Genomic DNA, 18,640 nt, shown 5'->3' with positions numbered 1-18,640 from the left:
AAAAACCGCTCTAGAGCGGTTTTTTTTAAGTTATTTTTAATGTTTTTTAAAACATTTCTCTTCCTGAAAAGTGAAAATTACTTTCAATAGCAGCATTTTCATTACTATCAGAACCATGAACAGCGTTAATACTCATAGATTCAGCATAAATTTTTCTTATTGTTCCTTCAGCAGCTTCAGCAGGATTTGTAGCTCCTATTAACACTCTAAAATCTTCAACTGCATTTTCTTTTTCTAAAACTGCAGCTACAATTGGTCCACGTGTCATATATTGAACTAATTCACCAAAAAAAGGACGTTGGTTATGAACCGCATAAAATTCTTTAGCATCAGCTACACTTAATTGTGTCATTTTTAATGCTACAATTTTAAAACCTGCAGCATTTATTTTTTCTAATATTGCTCCAATGTTTCCTTTTTCAATAGAATCAGGTTTTAGCATTGTAAATGTTCTGTTTGTTACCATTTTATGTTTCTTAAATTTAAAAAATCGTGGCAAATATACTGTTTTCCTATTAAAATTAGATTATGAGCTAATATTTTTGAATAAAAGCTTCATAAAGTTTATTATTTTCACCTCTCATTTCCATATTTACCTTACTGTTTTTGAAATCAAATTTTAATAAACCAAAACTCTTTTTTGATACAACATTACTTACCCTGTATTTATTTGACTCTGCTGTAAAACCTGTATAAGAATGTGTAAGGCCGCTTGATGTAAAATCAATTAACGGATATTTTAAGTCTTTAATTTCTTTTTTTGATATTTCAGAAATATGACGATCTCCTGAAAGAATAATTGTATTTTTTGCCTTCGTAGTTTTAAGAAGATTTTCTAATTTATCAATTTCATGGGGCATATTACCCCAGCACTCAAAACCATGTTCGGCTGACAAAAACTGGATACTGCTTACTATAATATTAAAATCGGCAGTAGAATTTTCAAGTTGTTTTTTTAACCAATCCCATTGTGTTTTTCCTAACATTGTTCCTTCTCCATACTTGTTAGGTTTATACCTTTTTTTAGTTTTTGTGTCTGGTGTAAGTTTAGTTCTAAAATAACGAGTGTCTAGTAAAATAACTTTAAGTTGGTGGTTATTAATAGTATAATCTTTGGCATAATAAACACCTGTGCGTTTTCTTCTTTCATCGTTATTAGGTACATCATAAAAATCTAAGAAAATTTTTTGTGATTCTTCTTTTTTTGAATATTCTTCTCCACCATCGTTTAAACCATATTCATGATCATCCCAGGTTTCAAGTATTTCAATGTTTTTTGTAAAATTTAAATAGGCTTTATTACTTTTTTGAAGTTCATAATTTTTTTTTAAATAACTCATGTCTTCCGTGTCAGAATAAATAACATCTCCTCCCCAAATCCAGATATTAGGATTGTTTTTTAATATTTCCTCCCATAAATTATTGTTTAAATTTTGATTGTTACAAGAACCAAATGCAATTATAAAATCGCTTGTTATTTCTTCGGAAGCTATATTTTTTGTTTTTTGTTCAGTTTTGCAGCTTGCTAAAGTTATTATCAAGAGCAGTAATAGATGTTTAAAATAATTCATTTTATAATTTTAAGTTCAATTTAACAAATATACAATTGTGCATCAAATAAAATTATAGTATTAAATTGTATATTTGCCACTTATGAAGTTAAGAGATTTTAAGGAAGTAAAGCAGCTGCTTGCAAGCCCAAAAAAAATAGTATTGGTTCCACATAGAAATCCCGATGGGGATGCAATTGGAGCTAGTTTAGCAATGTATCATTATTTAAATAATAAAGGACATAAAGTAACTGTTGTTGCTCCAAATGATTACCCTAATTTTTTAAAATGGATGCCAGGCTCCAAAGACGTTTTAAAGTTTGATATGCAAAATAGACAAGCTAAAAATGCAATTGATGAAGCTTCTATTATATTTTTATTAGATTTTAATGCCTTACATCGTGTGGGTTCTGATATGGAAAATACGTTAAAGGATTTTATTGGCAATTTTATTATGATTGATCATCACCAACAACCAGATGACATTGCAAAGTACTTATTTTCAGACACATCAATTTGTTCTACCTGCCAAATGGTTTATCATTTTTTAGAAAAATTAGATGAGGTAACAGCAATAGATAATGAAATTGCTACTTGTTTATATACTGGTATTATGACTGATACGGGTTCTTTTAGGTTTGCTTCAACAACGAGTGTTACGCATAGAATAATTGCCGATTTAATTGATAATGGTGCTAATAATGCATCTATTCATAATCATGTTTATGATACAAATTCTTATGGACGATTACAGCTTTTAGGCTGTGCTTTAAGTAATTTAATAGTTATTCATAAACTAAAAACAGCCTATATAACGTTAACTCAGAAAGAATTAGACGAATTTAATTATCAAAAAGGGGATACAGAAGGAGTAGTTAATTACGCCTTGTCGGTTGAGAATGTTATTTTCGCAGCAATCTTTATTGAAGATGTAGAGCAAAAAATTGTAAAAATTTCTTTAAGATCAAAAGGTAGTTTTTCTGTAAATGAATTTGCCAGAAACCATTTTAATGGAGGAGGACATGACAATGCAGCAGGAGGAAGGTCAGAGGTTTCTTTAGATGCTACAGTTTCAAAATTTTTAAAAATATTACCAGGTTATAAAACCGAATTATTAAATTCTTATGAGGCTTAGTTTTTATAGTTATTTTTTAATTTTAATGATGCTTTCTTGTAATAATCCACAACCAAGAAAACCTATATTAAGAAAGTCATCTTCTACAATGCAAGAATCTGTGCAATACAATAAATCTTTAATAGCAATTCAGGAAAATATTTTTAAAGAATTGATGAAAACAGATTCATTAAACAATTATATTGCAAGTGATTATGGTTTTTGGTATTCGTTTAATTTAAAAACTGAAAATACATATTTTCCTAAAACCGAAGATGAAGTTTTGTATTCCTATGAAATATTTGATGTAAATAATCAATTAATTTATAGCGAAAATGAAATAGGTATTCAAAGTTATATTGTGGATAAAGAAGAGATTGTTGAAGGTCTTAGAGAAGGTTTAAAACTTATGAATGTTGGAGACAATGCAACTTTTTTGTTTCCATCTCATAAAGTTTTTGGATATTTGGGAGATCAAAATAAAATTAGGGTAAACCAACCCTTGATATATAAAGTTCAATTAATTAAAATAAATAAAAAAAATGAAAGTAATTAAATCTTTATTTCTAAGTGTAATTGTAATATCATTAGCTTCTTGTAACTCAAATGGAGTTTCAAATAAACCATTGAAATCTGAAATAGACTCTGTTAGCTATGCTTTGGGAATGGATATGGGGCTTAAAATAAAAAGTAATTTTGAAAATGTTAATGAAGAATTATATTTTCAAGGATTAAAAAACGGAATTGACTCAACAAATTTAAAGTTTAATGCAAATGAAGTTACTAAAATAGTAAATACTTATTTCCAAAAACTTCAGCAAGAAAAAAGAAAACAGCAACAAGAGGAGGCTGCAAAAATTGCCGCAGAAAAATTTGCTGATGTAAAAGCGGAAGGAGAAAAATTTCTAGAAGAAAATAAATCAAAAGCTGGTGTTATAACAACAGAAAGTGGTTTACAATATATAGTTATGAAAGAAGGAAGCGGTGAAAAGCCAGTAGCAACTTCAAAAGTAAAAGTACATTATCATGGTACTTTGATAGACGGTACTGTATTTGACAGCTCAGTAGATAAAGGAACTCCAGCTGAATTTGGTGTTAATAGAGTTATTAAAGGGTGGACTGAAGGTTTGCAATTAATGGCTGTTGGTTCTAAATACAAATTCTTTATTCCTCAGGAATTAGGTTACGGTTCAACTCCACGTCAAGGTGGTGCTATAAGACCATTTGATACTTTAATTTTTGAAGTTGAGTTATTAGATATTGTAAAAAAATAAGATAATTTAAATATGAGAATATTAAAATTATTTATTATTGTATTTGCTTTAATAACTGTATCCTGCAAGCCAACTAAATATACTGATTTAGAAGATGGAATGTATGCAGATTTGGTAACTGATAAGGGAACTATTTTATTAAAACTTGAATTTGAAAAAACACCAATAACCGTTGCTAATTTTGTTTCCTTGGCAGAAGGGACAAATAAACATGTAGTTGATTCTTTAAAGGGAAAACATTATTATGATGGTTTAACTTTTCATAGAGTAATGAAGAATTTTATGATTCAAGGTGGCGATCCCTTAGCTTCAGGTTCTGGAGGGCCAGGTTATAAGTTTATTGATGAGTTTCCTAGAGGTGAAAACGATAGCCTTTTATTAAAACATGACAAAGCCGGAATTTTGTCAATGGCAAATTCAGGACCTGCTGCTAATGGAAGTCAGTTTTTTATAACACATACTAAAACTCCTTGGTTAGATGGTATTCATACAGTATTTGGAAATGTAATTAAAGGGCAGTCTGTTGTAGATTCAATTGCTCAAAATGATACAATTAGAAAAGTAGAAATTATAAATATTGGAAGGGCTGCGAAGAAATTCAAGGCTGGAGCAGTTTTTTCTGAATATTATGCTGAACATGAAGCAGCACAAAAAATAGAAGAAGAGAAAATTCAGTTGGCAATTGCAAATACTTTAAAAAAGATTGAAGATAATTTATTAAAAGCTACAGAATTAACATCTGGCTTGAAGTATGTAATAACTGAAACCAAAAATGGTGAAGTTCCAGTTATTGGAGCTCAAGTAAAAGTAAATTACGCAGGTTATTTTACTAATGGTAAATTATTTGATACAAGTTATAAAGATGTTGCCAAAGCTTACCAAGTTTATAGTGAAGCTAGAGATAAAAAAAATGGATATGCTCCATTTACAACTGAATATGGACCAGAAGCAAGGTTAATTCCTGGTTTTAAAGAGGGTATTCAACAAATGAAAATAGGTGATAAAGCAATGCTTTTTATACCTTCTCATTTAGGTTATGGTATGCAAGGTGCTGGAGGTGTAATTCCTCCAAATACGGATTTAGTTTTTGAATTAGAACTAGTTCAAATTGTAAAATCAACAGAACAATAATAAATTTTTTATATTCAATGATAGAATCAATTATTGATAAAGACATTGAATTATTAATTTTCCTAAATAATTTAGGAACTACACAATGGGATGGTTTTTGGCTGTTTATTTCAAACAAGTTCAGTGCCATCCCATTGTATTTATTATTACTTTATTTATCGTTTAAAAACTTCGGTTTAAAGAAAACTTTTGTAATGGTATTATTTGTTGTTTTGTTTATTACAATAAGTGATCAAACTAGCAACTTGTTTAAGTATGGTTTTAAAAGATTAAGACCTTGCCATGACGAGTCTATTCAAGGTTTAATAAGATTGGTGAAAGAGCGTTGTGGGGGTTTATATTCCTACTATTCAGCGCATGCATCCAATTCCATGGTACTTGCAGTATTTTTTAGTTTACTATTAAAAAACACGTATAAATTTATAACCTATTTTCTAATAGTTTGGGCGTTATTAGTAGCATTTAGTAGAATTTATATTGGCGTACACTTTCCTTTGGATGTGTTTACAGGAGCTTTAATTGGAGCCTTTTATGGATTTATACTATTTAAACTTTTTAAAGTATTTTTAAAAAAGTTTATGCCTAATTAGAACTATAGATTTCTTTATTTAATGGCTTTATAAAAATCAAAAGGAAAATTACACTAAACGCCAATTCGTATATTTCCCATTTTCTATTTGATGAAATAAAAACCAGTAATGATGTGCCAACTAAAAATGAAATGGTATGATGCCATTGTACAATTGGAACTGCAAACTTATTTGCTAAATTTTTAACCCAACCGTATTTTCTAAATAAAAAAGGAGTAATTATTAAGTATATTACTAATACTACAGTTAAAAGCTGACTAAAAACTAACTTATTAATCTTTTTTCCATCAACCACCATATTATGTAAATTGGTTTCACCTTGGGCGTTATTTTCTAAAAAATATTCTGAAGATTCTATATTAAAAATACGCTGTCCCCAAGAAATTTCTTCACCAGCTCCAAAAAAGAAAACAATTGCTATTGCTAAAATTCCAATTTTCCAAAAGAAGTCTTTTTGTTTAAACAATTTAAAAAAACGGTACAGCAACAACAGGCATGAACTAAACAGAAAAATGGCCGATCCATTTTCAACAAAACCATCTTCTACAGTATAAACTTCATCAAAATATTGAAGGTTCGTGTTCGCGTAATAAATGCCTAATCCAAATATAATTAGTAAAAAAAGGTAGCCGATTTTATCAAATTTTGTAAGTGTTTTCATATATCAAAAGTACTATTTTTTTGAAACTAAATAAAACTGTCTAATCAATCTTTCTTTATTTTTTGAACCAACATTTAAATTGTAAGTTTCAGTTAATTGCAAGTTGTATTTATCAATTAGTTTTGCGGTAATTTTTTCAACATCTTCGTTCATGAGTAACAATCCAAAATTATCTTCAGAAGGGATTTCTAAAGTTTCATTTTTGTAAATATCTTTCAATTTCCCGTTATAATCCCAAAGTAATTCTGGTGTAATTTCCCCGATGGAGTATGTTTTAACAGTGTTTTCTTTCTCTAATAAATGTAATGAATTTATAGCTTTAAAATCTTTGTTTTTATTGAAATATTTTGAAATTGGCAATCCAAATAAAAATACGGAAACCATAAAAAGGATGGTTAAATAGAACACATTTATAAATTTCCTTTTTATTAAAAAAATAAAAATAAACACACCAATACCTATTGTTGCTATTGAAATTAAGATATAGTTTACTAAATATGTTTGGAAGTTATTCTTTAAAACAATATACAAACCAATTGGCAAACTAATTGCAATTAATCCAATTAATCCGAAGTTAAAATAAACAGGAAAAGTTTCCTTTTTTGATGTTAATTTTGAAAAATGTTTTATTAAATATTGTATATAAAACCCAGTATTTAAAGCTAACGGAATTAATACAGGCATTAAATAACGTGCTTTTTTTTCTGGAATTATTGAAAGTAAAATAAAAGCACTAATTGTCCACCAAAATGTAAACTTATAAGCTTTTTTATTCTCTATACGATTTATTAAATAAGGATATAATAAACTAATAAATGCGGGAATTGTCCATAAGCCCGATTGTGTAAAAAAGCTCCAGTAATAATAAAAGGGTTTTACATTATAACTACTCCAATTTCCAGTTTCTTTGGTTGCTATTTCTAAAAATGCCTGAGAATCTACAATTCTTACATATACAAACCACCATCCGCCAATAAGTATAAAAAGAACTATAAAACTTAAAAGTGGTAATAATTTTGTTTTTAGGTTTTTAAATTTAAAAACAATTCCATAGGAAATTAAAAAAGGTAAAAATACAGCATATAAAGAAACTGGACCTTTGCTCATAATTGAGAGTCCAATAAAAATTGCAGAAAGTATTATGTTTTTCCAAACAAACTTTTTTTTATCAAAAAACTGAAAAAGAAAATACAAACCAGCCAACATAAAGCCGTGTGAATAAATATCCCATGGGGCTTCATTTAAAATTGCAAAAACATAAAATGATGTTACTAAAATTAAACTATTTCGAAAACTATGCTTTTTTGATACATTTAATTTTAAAGAAAAATAATAACTAAAAATCCCTAAAAATAAAACCATTAACGCTGCTGGAAGTCTTAATGCAAAAAGGTTATTTATTCCAAAAATTAACCCTGAAACAGCTGTAAACCAAGTTGGTAATGGTGGTTTTTGATAACGTGGTTCACCATTCATGGTGGTTAGTAACCAGTTGTTATCTTGTACCATTTCGCGTGCGGTGATAAAATTACGCGCTTCCATAATGGTAACATTTGGAATGTCTAAGTGTACCAAAAGCATTAAGATAATTACAATAGATAAGGTTGCAATTGGATATTTTTCTATAATTTTTATCATTTCTTTTTAGTTGAAAATATAGATACTTTTCTTATAATTTGACGCTAACTCTTTTAATTGGCTCATAGTATTCTCATCAATATTTTTAATTTTTTTATGAGGAATAATTAGTAGAAACGGTTTTTTTAATGAAAGCTGTTCTGTTAAGGCTTGAGCATTTTCCATCGCTTTTAATTTTCCTTTTGAATAAAATTGACCAGAATAACTTTTAGTTTCCCAATGAAAAATTGGGAGGTTATCATTTATATGTTGTTCAATAAAATACTTGTCCGAATTAATATAAAAATCTTTTTTTGAAGTAAATGATATCGCAATATATACTACAAGAGCTAAAATTGGAAATACCAAACCGATGTCAATAATTCTTTTTGGGTATTTAAGATCTTCCCACCAATAGGTTATTAAAAGTGCAATTGGAACCATAATTGGCATAATATATGGGTGAATTAAACTTTTAGAAACCGTAAAAAATAAAGGAGTCCATAAAAGCCAAAAAAGTAAAAAAGAAACCCATTTATTTTTAAATAAAATTGATTTGTTCTTCCAGAGTTTACTTATTAATATTTGAATCCAAGGAATGGCAAAAACAAATAAAAATACCCAAATCATTCCTAGTGGTTGCGATTTAGGGAAACCATATTTGTCGCCTTTCCAACCAGAACTTAAAAAGCGTTTAAAGTGTTCACCTACAATAAAGTAATCTATAAATCCGGGTGTTTTTTGTTCAGCTAAATAATACCACGGTATTGCAATTATAGCTGTTATAATTATTCCTACAATCCAAGGGAGTTTTTTCCAAACGGTTTTGTATTGTTTAAAAAGCACCATCCAAACAAAAACTGGAGGAGCTGTTAGTATAATTATTATAGGGCCTTTTGCTAATAACCCCAATCCTAATCCTGCAAAAAAGAGGTATTTCCAAAAAGTTTGCTCTTTATTATGTATACCTTCCCAAAAAGAAATCATTACTAAAGTTACACAAAATGCCAAAGCGGTATCTGTGGATACTACTCCAGTATGCAATAGGAATTCTGGAATTGTAAGTAAAATTAAAGCTGGTAGTAAAAAATCCAATCCTTTGCGTTTTGCATATTTTCCAACTAGTAAAATAACCAAAATATTTAGCAGTAAATATGGAAACCTAACAGCAAATTCATTTACTCCAAATATGTTAAAACTTATTGCAGAAAGCCAAGTGGATAAAGGAGGTTTTGCCCAAAAAGGAACACCATAATCAATTTGTAAGGTGGTCCAGTTATTTGTTTCTGCCATTATTCTGGCAATTTCAGAATAGCGTGCCTCGGTTTTATCCATTAATGGAATGGCATAATTTAAAAAAGCTCTAATTAAAATTAGTAAAACAACCCAAAAAGTATATGGTGATATTTTTTTAGAAAATAATTTCATAATTAATGCAAATGATTTTTTCTAGTTTTATAAGTTTTTCCTATTTGGTATAAATCGAGCCAAAGTTTAAAGAAATAAGTTATTTTAACTTTAGATTCGTCATAATCTATCCAGGTTTTTAAAGGAACTTCTTTACATATTGAAACCATTTTTTTTCGGCCAAAGAGTACAATCATTCTATTAAAAATTTCTACATCAAACAACCATTTTGAAATGAATTTTTCAGAAAAAAGACTTTTAGAAAGTTCAGCATTAAATATTTTACAGCCACATTGTGTGTCGTAAACTGTTAATTTTAATTGATTTGAAATAAAAGTAGCTATTATTCGACCAATTAAATGTCGGAATTTTTTTCGTTGAATATTGTTGTCAATTTTTGAAATTCTTGAACCAAATGCAAACACAATCTCATCATTTACCAGTTCGCTAATTTCAAAACATTCCTCTAATGTAGTTGCAAAATCTGCATCTAAATAGGCAATTTTTTCAATAGTAAAGTTTGTATTGCAATGTTGTACACCAAACCTGACAGTTTCAGCTTTTCCAGAATTTTTATCCATTGAAATTACTTCCACATTGTTAGGGAAATCGTCTTTAATTTTATGAAGTATTGTTAACGTATTATCATTAGAACCATCGTTAACAAAACATAATAAAACGTTTTTTTGTGACTTTAAAAAAGAGGAAATATTTGCTGTATTTAATCTTTTTTCTTCATTATAACATGGAATTACAATACACAACTTAAATTTTTCAGTCATTCTAATTTGGTAGTTAAAACACAGTTTTTATAAATTGGAATACACTAAATATTTAATATAATGTACAGCAACAAATATACAGTTAATATTTTCTTATTTGGTTTTTAGTAATAAACTTCAAATTTATCAAAATTCTTTTTGCGATTTAATGTTTTCACCAAAACCTTTAACGTATCTGGGAAAACATCCTTTTTTCTTTTAATTAAATAGGTTGGTTTAGAGTTTGAAATTTTTAATAATCGTTCTCGTTCGTTTGGGTCAAAATAATTTATTAAATTTTTTTTCCAGACATCTGTGGTTTCAAATTGCACTTCCCTGGTTGTTGTGTATTTTCCGTGATTAATTGTAGTAATATTTTTATTTAAGTAAAAAGACAAGGATGGCAGCAAATAATTATAAATTAATACTTCATTTTCTGATTGGGAATCGTTTTTAATAAATTCAGCAAGTGGTTTCACAGAATTTATTTTTAATTCATTTTTGGAAAAAATATAGTTTGAAGATATAATTATAGAAATAATAAATAAGGCACCCAAAAAAGCAGGTTTTATAAAATTAGTGTTTACTATTTTATTGTTTGAAATGGCTCCAAAAACACTAAAAACCACAAGAATTATAAATGCATAAATTCGGTTTATTTTTAATTCTAAATTTAGGAATGATGCAATAAAAAAACCTGAAGTAACAATTATTATTAAGATAAAATATAAATTAGATATTTTTTTAATTGTTTTTTCAGAACATAAACTTAAGTATCTGGCAGAAAAAATTGCTAAAATAAAATACAATGGCAATACATATAAAATTAATTTAGATGTTGAAATTGAAAGTAAAATAAATAAGGTTAAAAAAGTAATAATTAATAAAAAGTCGGTTTTTTTATGCTGAATAATATTTTTAATATTTTTTTTAAAATAAAAAACAAAATAAAACAGCCATGGCATACCAATTAAAGGCATTAAAAACAGGTAATACCAAAATGGTTTTCCTCTTTTAAAGTTATTTTTAGTAACTCTTTCAACTAGTTGGTTGTTAATAAAGTAATCAAATAATCCATCATTTTTGTACATCACAATAATATACCAGGCAGAAGAAACAAACAGAAATAAAATGAATCCTAAATATTGATGCATATTGAATTCAATTTTTTCTTTATTTAAAATTTTATGGGTTACTACAAAAGTAACCGGAATCATAAATCCTACAGGACCTTTTGTTTCAAAGATTAATGCCAAAAAAAAGTAAAATAAATAGAGATTGTATGGTTTTAAATTTGATTTGTATTGTAGCCAAAAATAAATGGAAGCTAAAATAAATGTAGTTAAATAAGCATCTGTAGTTAATGTTCGTACTGCAATAATTGTTATTGGAAATGAAAAATAAATTAATAAAGCTGCTAATGCAATTTTTTCGCTTTTAAACAATTGTAAGGTTATTTTAAAAACTAAAACCAGTTGTAAAACCAATGCTAATTGCATAAAAAAACGTGCGCCAAATTCATTGATTCCAAATATTTTATATCCAAGTGCAGTTAAATAATAAGTTACCGGAGGTTTGTGCAAGTGCTTAATACCAAGTAAAGTTGGATTTATGTAATCGCCACTTACAACCATTTCTCTTGCAATTTCAGCATATCTTGCCTCACTGCTTTCAGTTAAACCCCAATTTCCAAGCTTAAAAATTAGCAGCAAAAAAAGAATACCTAGTAAAATGTATAATTTGCTTTTCATAATAAAATGAAAACTAATTAAACCTGCTTTTTTAAAATTAGAATATTTCTAAAATAAATTACAGATCCCATTAAATGACCTATTAAAAGTACGGGATCTTTTCTTAATATGGCATAAAATAATATCATAATTGAGCCAATTAAACTTAAAAGCCAAAAACCAAATGGTAAAGAAGATTCTTTATTTTTTTCTGAATACAACCATTGATACACAAATCTTAAAGTAAATATTATTTGTGCAATGCTTCCCCAAACAAGTAACCAAACCGGTATTGCATCGTTTCTAAATAATTTATCAATATCGTACGTGTTATTGTTATAAGAATAAATAACTAAAAGCACCGGAAAAATGTACAAATATAATCGCAGAGGTTTTGGTGCTTTTTGCCATTCACCTTGTAATTGTAAATTTCGTATGTAAATAAAATAGGTGAGGGCTTGCCCTAACATAATTGAAAAATCATCTCTTAAATAGCCATATACAAATAAAAGAAAAGATGCAATTAAACTTAGTTTCCAAAATAATGATGGAGTTAATACTTTTTTACTTTTTTCAGATAAAATCCATTGCAATATTAGCCTGCCTGAAAATAATAGCTGGGCAATAAATCCAACGGTATAAATTATCCAATTGCTCATTAACCTTTTTTAACAATTTTGTAATTAATATATTTCTTTTTCATCCATAAATAAGCGAAACAATCCATTAATGGACCTAAAAGGCGATTCCATAAACCATATTTTGCTTCACCTGCAATCCGAGGAAAATGTTGAACAGGAATTTGTTTTATTTTACCATTTTGTAATAAAATCATTGCAGGTAAAAAACGATGCAATCCTTTAAACATTGGTATTTTTTTGGCATATTCAGTTTTTATAACTTTTAAGGGGCAACCTGTATCATCCATTCCATCATGCGTAAAACTTCTTCTAATTCCATTTGCAATGGTTGAAGACATATTTTTTACAAAGGAATCTTTTCTGTTTGCTCTAACACCAGTAACCAAATCGTACGCTCCAATTTCTTTTAATAATAAGTTGAAATCTTCAGGAGCTGTTTGCAAATCAGAATCTATATATCCAACCAATTCGGTATCAACATTTTTAAATCCGGCAGTAATAGCAGCACTTAATCCACAATTCTCTTTAAATTGTATAAAAGTAAAATCTAGGTTATTTGCACAAATTTCTTCAATTAACTCTTGACTTTTGTCTTTGCTTCCGTCATTTACAAATAAAATTTTTGTTTTTTTTGATGCAATTTTAATATAGTTTGAAAGTTCTTGCTCAACACGTTTTAAATTAGCTGCCTCGTTATAAACAGGTACTATTATAGTAAATTCGTAAGTCATTTAGATCACTTTATTTAAAGTTGTAAATTTAAAATATTTATTTTGATAAAAATGCAACGCACAAAATAATGTTTCGTCTTTAATAATAGAAGTAACCAACTGAATGAGTAAAACAATTCTTTTAAACAGTAAAATTGTAAATGATTGCAAGCTAAATAAAGCAAAAGCGCAAATGCAATTATATGATATGTATTGCGATGCCATGTTTATAATAGCGCAGCGATATGTTAAAGATAACTTTGTAGCTGAAGACATAATGCAAGATGCATTTATAAAAGTGTTTAAAAATATTAAAAAGTTTAAAGGTGAAGTTACTATCGGCGCCTGGATAAAAAAAATTGTAATTAATCAATGCATTGATTATTTGAAAAAGAAAAGAATTGAATTGGTTGCTATTGAAGAAAACAATATTGCAATTGCAGATGAAAGTGATTGGACCGTTAATGAAGAAGTAAACATAAATATTGTTACTTCAGCTATTAACAAGTTACCTGAAAAATACAAAGTTGTTTTAAACTTATATTTAATTGAAGGCTACGATCACCAAGAAATTGCACAAATTTTAAACATTACTGAGGTTACTTCCAGATCACAGTTAATGCGTGGTAAAAACAAATTAAAAAGTCAATTAAAAACGTATAATTATGCCTAAAGATTTAAAAAAAATGTTACAGGATAAACAAATTCATACGGAAAAGCTCTCTAAAAATCACAGGGCTAAATTTGAGGTTAAATTGCAAAAAGAATTACACGCTTCAAAAAAGGTAAGTTATCCATTTTTAAAAATAGCGGCTTCATTTATAGTTATTATTGGGTTAGGTTCAATATTTTATTTTTCAGGTAGTACTTCTGTAAAAACTGTTGAAACAGCCAAAATAGAAAGTTTAGGAAGTATTTCTCCTGAGTTAAAAAAAATTGAGAATTACTATTTAGCAAGTATAAATACAGAAATTTCCAGCTTAGAAGAAACAAAAGAAAATAAAGAGTTATTAGATGGTTATTTTGAAAAAATAAGTGAATTAACTGCTGATTATAAGTTGTTAACTCAAGAGCTAAATACGCAAGGTTTAAATGAAAAAACAATTAATGCTTTAATTGATAATTTACAATTACGCTTAAAACTATTGTATCAACTTAAAGAACAATTAAACGAATTAAAAAATCTTAACAAATCAGAAAATGAAAACATACACATATAATATAACAGCTTTTTTATTGCTATTTTCTGTTGCTTTAAACGCACAAACTTTTGATAAAAAAATTAAAGAGAATTTTAAAGTAAATTCAGATGTTGAAATTGTTATAAATGCAGCCTTTATGGATGTTGATATTGAAACTTGGAATAGAAACGAAGTTTCTGTAGAAGCAGTTATGGAAGTTGAAGGGGTTGAAGAAAACGAAGCTAAAAAAATATTAAAACAATGGAAATTTGAAGCTTTAGGAAATAAAAGTAAAGTGAAAATTTCATCATTATCAGATAATATGCACTTTGAATTTGACAGCGATTTCGATTTTCCAGGTATGGATTTTGAAATTCCTCATTTTGAAATTCCTGATATGGATTTTGATTTCCCTGAAATTCCCTTTCCTGAAATGCCCGAAATGCCTGAAATGCCCGAATTTGAATTTGATTACCAGCTATATAAAAGTGATTCTACCTACTTGAAAAACTATAAAATGAGGGTGTCAGAAGGTGTTGAAAAATTTAAGAACAGTAATTGGAAAAAACAATTGGATTCTGTGAGAAACTCACACGAATTTAAAAAACAGGTAGAAGAATACAAAAAAGCTGCAAAAGAAATAGCAAAGGAGATGAAAGAACTCCAAAATTCAGAAGCATTTAAGCACTCTTTAGAGGAGGCTAAAAGAGTAGCTGAAGAAGCCAAAATACATGTTCTTGAAAATAGAGATGAAATTTTAGAACAGGTTAAAATGGCTAAGGAAGCTAACAAAGCAGCTATGGCTGAACTTAAACGATTGAAGAAGAATGGAAAATTTGATTCATTACATAATTACCGCGAAAATATATTAGATTCGTTACATAATTACACTGAAAACGTTTATTTTCTCAATAGTACCAATAAAAATTCTAAGGTTAAAATTAAAAAATATTTAAAGATTAAAGTTCCTAAAAAAGCAACTTTCGATTTAAATGTACGACATGGTAAAGTGAATATTCCGGAGTCTAATAAAAAAATGTCCGCTAATATGTCATACAGTAATTTTGTTGGGGGATTAATTACAGGGTCAAAAAATGAATTATCATTTTCCAATTCTCCGGTTGAAATTGAAACCTTAAATGCAAGTAATATTACATTAAAAAATGTTCCAAACGCCAAGTTTGGAACATTTGAAAATAGTAATTTATTTTCCAACTCATCAGATGTTTCTATAGAGAAAATTGGAAGTAATGTTGCATTAAGCCAAAAATTTGGAAATTTAGAAATATCGAATATAGTTACTGATTTTGAAGTGTTTAACCTAATTTTAGACTATTCAAAAGCAAACATTAACTTGTCTAACGCAAAATATGCTTTTCAAATAAATGGTAAAAAATCTACTATTAGTTTGAATAAAAAATTAACAACAAATAAAACAACTAACAGAAATGATGGTGTTCAAATTATGGAAGGTTATTACCTGGATAAATCAACCTTAAACAAATTGTTTTTAACAGGTGTTTATAGTACAATTATTTTAGATTAAAATTCCATTTTACTTTATTTTAAATACTACAAAATCCTCAGTAGTATAAATTTTTCCATTACATAATTGTTATTATCTTTACAAATTCAAAAACAATTTATTATTAATGGAATTATACAAATCAAATCAGCTAAAAATATACAATTCTTTAAGTAAAACTAAGGAACTATTTAAACCAGTTATAGAAGGTAAAGTAGGAATGTATGTTTGCGGTCCAACCGTATATAGCAATGTGCATTTAGGTAATGTTAGAACCTTCATGTCTTTTGATATGATTTTCCGTTATCTAAAACATTTGGGTTATAAAGTGCGCTATGTGCGTAATATTACTGATGCTGGGCATTTAGAAAATGATGCGGATGCAGGTGAAGATCGTATTGCTAAAAAAGCCCGTTTAGAAGAAATTGAGCCTATGGAAGTAGTACAACGCTACACCGTAGATTTTCATGAAACACTTCAAAAAATTAATAATTTACCACCAAGTATTGAGCCAACTGCTACGGGGCATATTGTGGAACAAATAGAAATTATTAAGGATATTTTAGCAAAAGGTTTGGCTTATGAAATTAATGGATCAGTATATTTTGATGTATTAAAATACAATGAAACTGAACATTATGGAATTCTTTCCGGTAGAAATATTGAAGATTCAATTCATAACACACGAGAACTTGATGGACAATCTGAAAAGAAAAACCCACAAGATTTCGCACTTTGGAAAAAAGCAGATGAACGCCATATTATGCGTTGGCCATCGCCTTGGAGCGATGGTTTTCCGGGTTGGCATTTAGAATGTTCAGCAATGAGTACAAAATATTTAGGTGAAACTTTTGATATTCACGGAGGAGGAATGGATTTAAAATTTCCACATCACGAATGTGAAATTGCACAATCTAAAACCAAAAATGGTGTAAACCCTGTAAATTATTGGATGCACGCAAATATGTTGATTTTAAACGGTCAAAAAATGGCAAAATCAACAGGTAATTATATTTTACCTAACGAAATATTTTCTGGAAACAATAAAATATTAAGTAAAGCATTTTCACCAAGTGCAACACGATTTTTTATGTTGCAAGCTAATTACCGCAGTATTTTAGATTTTACAAGTACAGGTTTGGAAGCTTCCGAAAAAGGCTATATAAAATTAATGGAAGCTGTTAATAGTATTGATAAAATTGATCTTGACAAAGTGTCATCAATTGACATTAAAGCATGGAAACAAAAATGTTATGATGCGATGAACGATGATTTTAATACACCTGTTTTAATTGCTAATTTGTTTGAAGCTGTAAAGTATGTGAACTTATTAATTGAAAAGAAAGCAACTATATCTGAGGAAGATTTACAAGATTTTAAAACAACAATTAACGCTTTTGTTTTTGACGTTTTAGGTTTAAGAAATGAGTTGCAAGAAGATAGTTCAGATAAATTATCAGGTGTTGTTGAAATGTTGATTGGTATGCGTAAAGCAGCTCGTGATAATAAAGATTGGGCACTTTCTGATAAGATAAGAGATGACTTAGCAGGGTTAGGAATTCAATTAAAAGATGGAAAAGAAGGAACTACTTTTTCTGTAAATTAATATTGAAAAGTATTACTAAAATATTAGCAATTCCGTTTATTTGGTTGGTACGTTTTTACCAAGCCGCAATTTCACCTTATACACCATCTGCTTGCAGGTATACACCAACGTGTTCCAGTTATACATTAGAAGCTTTAAAAGTTCATGGTATTTTTAAAGGTGGTTGGCTAGCTATTAAACGCATAGGTAGCTGTCATCCGTGGGGTGGAAGTGGTTATGATCCTGTTCCAGAAAAAAACACTAAAAAAGAGAAAAACAATTAATAAAATTAAATTTTATACATTTAACAATGACTATACTTCAAATAGATTGGAATCCAGCACCGGAAATTTTTAAAATTGGTTCATTTGCAATACGTTATTATAGTTTAATGTTTGTTTTTGCATTTATGCTGGGGTTGTATTTAATGAAAAAAATATTTATTAATGAAAAAATTCAAATTGAAAAATTAGACTCATTATTTATTTATACAGTTGTTGCAACCTTGATTGGTGCACGTTTAGGACATTTTTTGTTTTATGATCCTGAATTTTTAATTAGAAAACCATTGGAAGTAATTTTACCATTTAGATTTTCTCCAAAATTTGAGTTTACTGGCTTTGCCGGTTTAGCAAGTCATGGAGCAGCAATAGGAGTTATAATTGCTATGTATTTATACAGTAAAAAGGTTTTAAAAAAGCCAATACTATTTATTTTAGATAGAATTGTGGTGCCTGTAGCTTTAGGTGCAATGTTTGTTAGATTAGGTAATTTAATGAATTCTGAAATTATTGGAAAGCCTACAAATAGTAATTATGGTTTTGTTTTTAAAAGATTAGGAGAAGATTTTCCACGTCACCCAGCTCAATTATATGAAGCAATTAGTTATTTAGTAATTTTTGGAATTTTAATGTTTGTATATTGGAAAACTGATAAAAAACAAAGGTCAGGATATTTATTCGGACTGTTTTTTGTGTTACTTTGGACGGTTCGGTTTTTTGTAGAATTCTTTAAAGAAGCACAAGTAGAAGGGCGTGAAGATTGGATTTTTGGATTAAATACAGGGCAGGTTTTAAGTATTCCTTTAATTTTAGTTGGTTTGTATTTTATGTTTAAAAAAAATAATAAAGGCTAAGCCTTATACATTATATATAAAAAAAAGC

Annotated in this window: 20 protein-coding genes; 11 read left to right on the top strand and 9 right to left on the bottom strand. The window is 28.2% G+C overall.

Annotated features, from left to right (window positions below; translation table 11 throughout):
- Nucleotides 1-46: 46 nt before the first annotated feature.
- Nucleotides 47-466 carry a nucleoside-diphosphate kinase gene (locus BX611_RS13995; RefSeq protein WP_115882457.1) on the bottom strand — a complete coding sequence of 140 codons (420 nt, stop codon included), beginning with the start codon at nt 464-466 and terminating at the stop codon, nt 47-49.
- A 67-nt stretch (nt 467-533) separates the two neighbouring features.
- Entirely contained in the window at nt 534-1,571 is a 1,038-nt protein-coding gene (locus BX611_RS13990; RefSeq protein WP_115882455.1) for an alkaline phosphatase D family protein, read from the bottom strand.
- 82 nt (nt 1,572-1,653) lie between these two features.
- Between BX611_RS13990 and BX611_RS13985 the strand changes: the two genes are divergently transcribed.
- Genes BX611_RS13985 through BX611_RS13965 form a run of 5 tightly spaced genes read left to right on the top strand, consistent with a single transcriptional unit; the run spans nt 1,654 to nt 5,659 of the window.
- On the top strand, nt 1,654-2,685 hold the full coding sequence (locus BX611_RS13985; RefSeq protein WP_115882453.1) for a DHH family phosphoesterase: 1,032 nt from the start codon (nt 1,654-1,656) through the stop codon (nt 2,683-2,685).
- Nucleotides 2,675-3,220, top strand: a complete 546-nt coding sequence (gene gldI / locus BX611_RS13980; protein WP_115882451.1) for a gliding motility-associated peptidyl-prolyl isomerase GldI — start codon at nt 2,675-2,677, stop codon at nt 3,218-3,220. Before BX611_RS13985 ends, gldI begins: the two co-directional genes overlap by 11 nt.
- Nucleotides 3,207-3,938 (top strand): FKBP-type peptidyl-prolyl cis-trans isomerase, encoded by a 732-nt coding sequence (locus BX611_RS13975; RefSeq protein WP_115882449.1) that lies wholly within the window; start codon nt 3,207-3,209, stop codon nt 3,936-3,938. The genes gldI and BX611_RS13975 overlap by 14 nt, the downstream gene beginning before the upstream one ends.
- 12 nt (nt 3,939-3,950) lie before the next feature.
- Nucleotides 3,951-5,069 carry a peptidylprolyl isomerase gene (locus BX611_RS13970; RefSeq protein ID WP_115882447.1) on the top strand — a complete coding sequence of 373 codons (1,119 nt, stop codon included), beginning with the start codon at nt 3,951-3,953 and terminating at the stop codon, nt 5,067-5,069.
- Between the two features lie 17 nt (nt 5,070-5,086).
- On the top strand, nt 5,087-5,659 hold the full coding sequence (locus BX611_RS13965; RefSeq protein WP_115882445.1) for a phosphatase PAP2 family protein: 573 nt from the start codon (nt 5,087-5,089) through the stop codon (nt 5,657-5,659).
- On the opposite strand, the gene BX611_RS13960 is transcribed toward BX611_RS13965, so the two are convergent.
- From BX611_RS13960 to BX611_RS13930, 7 genes are all read right to left on the bottom strand, one after another.
- Nucleotides 5,652-6,320, bottom strand: a complete 669-nt coding sequence (locus BX611_RS13960) for a hypothetical protein (RefSeq protein WP_115882443.1) — start codon at nt 6,318-6,320, stop codon at nt 5,652-5,654. The genes BX611_RS13965 and BX611_RS13960 overlap by 8 nt on opposite strands.
- Nucleotides 6,321-6,332: 12 nt before the next feature.
- Nucleotides 6,333-7,958: an ArnT family glycosyltransferase gene (locus BX611_RS13955; RefSeq protein WP_115882441.1), complete on the bottom strand. Its 1,626-nt coding sequence runs from the start codon at nt 7,956-7,958 to the stop codon at nt 6,333-6,335.
- 6 nt (nt 7,959-7,964) lie between these two features.
- On the bottom strand, nt 7,965-9,365 hold the full coding sequence (locus BX611_RS13950) for an ArnT family glycosyltransferase (RefSeq protein WP_115882439.1): 1,401 nt from the start codon (nt 9,363-9,365) through the stop codon (nt 7,965-7,967).
- A 2-nt stretch (nt 9,366-9,367) separates the two neighbouring features.
- Entirely contained in the window at nt 9,368-10,126 is a 759-nt protein-coding gene (locus BX611_RS13945; RefSeq protein ID WP_115882437.1) for a glycosyltransferase, read from the bottom strand.
- A 104-nt stretch (nt 10,127-10,230) separates the two neighbouring features.
- Nucleotides 10,231-11,856: an ArnT family glycosyltransferase gene (locus tag BX611_RS13940; protein WP_115882435.1), complete on the bottom strand. Its 1,626-nt coding sequence runs from the start codon at nt 11,854-11,856 to the stop codon at nt 10,231-10,233.
- Between the two features lie 17 nt (nt 11,857-11,873).
- Nucleotides 11,874-12,494: a lipid-A-disaccharide synthase N-terminal domain-containing protein gene (locus BX611_RS13935; RefSeq protein ID WP_115882433.1), complete on the bottom strand. Its 621-nt coding sequence runs from the start codon at nt 12,492-12,494 to the stop codon at nt 11,874-11,876.
- Complete coding sequence (locus BX611_RS13930; protein ID WP_115882431.1) at nt 12,494-13,207, bottom strand: glycosyltransferase; 714 nt, start codon at nt 13,205-13,207, stop codon at nt 12,494-12,496. Before BX611_RS13930 ends, BX611_RS13935 begins: the two co-directional genes overlap by 1 nt.
- Before the next feature lie 103 nt (nt 13,208-13,310).
- On the opposite strand from BX611_RS13930, the gene BX611_RS13925 reads away from it, so the two are divergent.
- From BX611_RS13925 to lgt, 6 genes are all read left to right on the top strand, one after another.
- Nucleotides 13,311-13,859, top strand: a complete 549-nt coding sequence (locus BX611_RS13925) for an RNA polymerase sigma factor (RefSeq protein ID WP_115882429.1) — start codon at nt 13,311-13,313, stop codon at nt 13,857-13,859.
- Entirely contained in the window at nt 13,852-14,406 is a 555-nt protein-coding gene (locus tag BX611_RS13920; protein WP_115882427.1) for a hypothetical protein, read from the top strand. Before BX611_RS13925 ends, BX611_RS13920 begins: the two co-directional genes overlap by 8 nt.
- Nucleotides 14,387-15,913 carry a hypothetical protein gene (locus tag BX611_RS13915; protein ID WP_115882425.1) on the top strand — a complete coding sequence of 509 codons (1,527 nt, stop codon included), beginning with the start codon at nt 14,387-14,389 and terminating at the stop codon, nt 15,911-15,913. Before BX611_RS13920 ends, BX611_RS13915 begins: the two co-directional genes overlap by 20 nt.
- Nucleotides 15,914-16,019: 106 nt before the next feature.
- Nucleotides 16,020-17,498 (top strand): cysteine--tRNA ligase, encoded by a 1,479-nt coding sequence (cysS, locus tag BX611_RS13910; protein WP_115882423.1) that lies wholly within the window; start codon nt 16,020-16,022, stop codon nt 17,496-17,498.
- A gap of 2 nt (nt 17,499-17,500) precedes the next feature.
- On the top strand, nt 17,501-17,761 hold the full coding sequence (gene yidD / locus BX611_RS13905; RefSeq protein ID WP_240324987.1) for a membrane protein insertion efficiency factor YidD: 261 nt from the start codon (nt 17,501-17,503) through the stop codon (nt 17,759-17,761).
- 26 nt (nt 17,762-17,787) lie between these two features.
- Entirely contained in the window at nt 17,788-18,612 is an 825-nt protein-coding gene (gene lgt, locus BX611_RS13900; protein ID WP_115882421.1) for a prolipoprotein diacylglyceryl transferase, read from the top strand.
- Nucleotides 18,613-18,640 lie beyond the last annotated feature (28 nt).

The sequence above is a fragment of the Lutibacter oceani genome (genome assembly GCF_003384935.1).
GTDB lineage: Bacteria > Bacteroidota > Bacteroidia > Flavobacteriales > Flavobacteriaceae > Lutibacter > Lutibacter oceani.
Note: the sequence above shows the minus strand (reverse complement) of the source record. Positions and strands in the feature narration are given on the sequence as shown.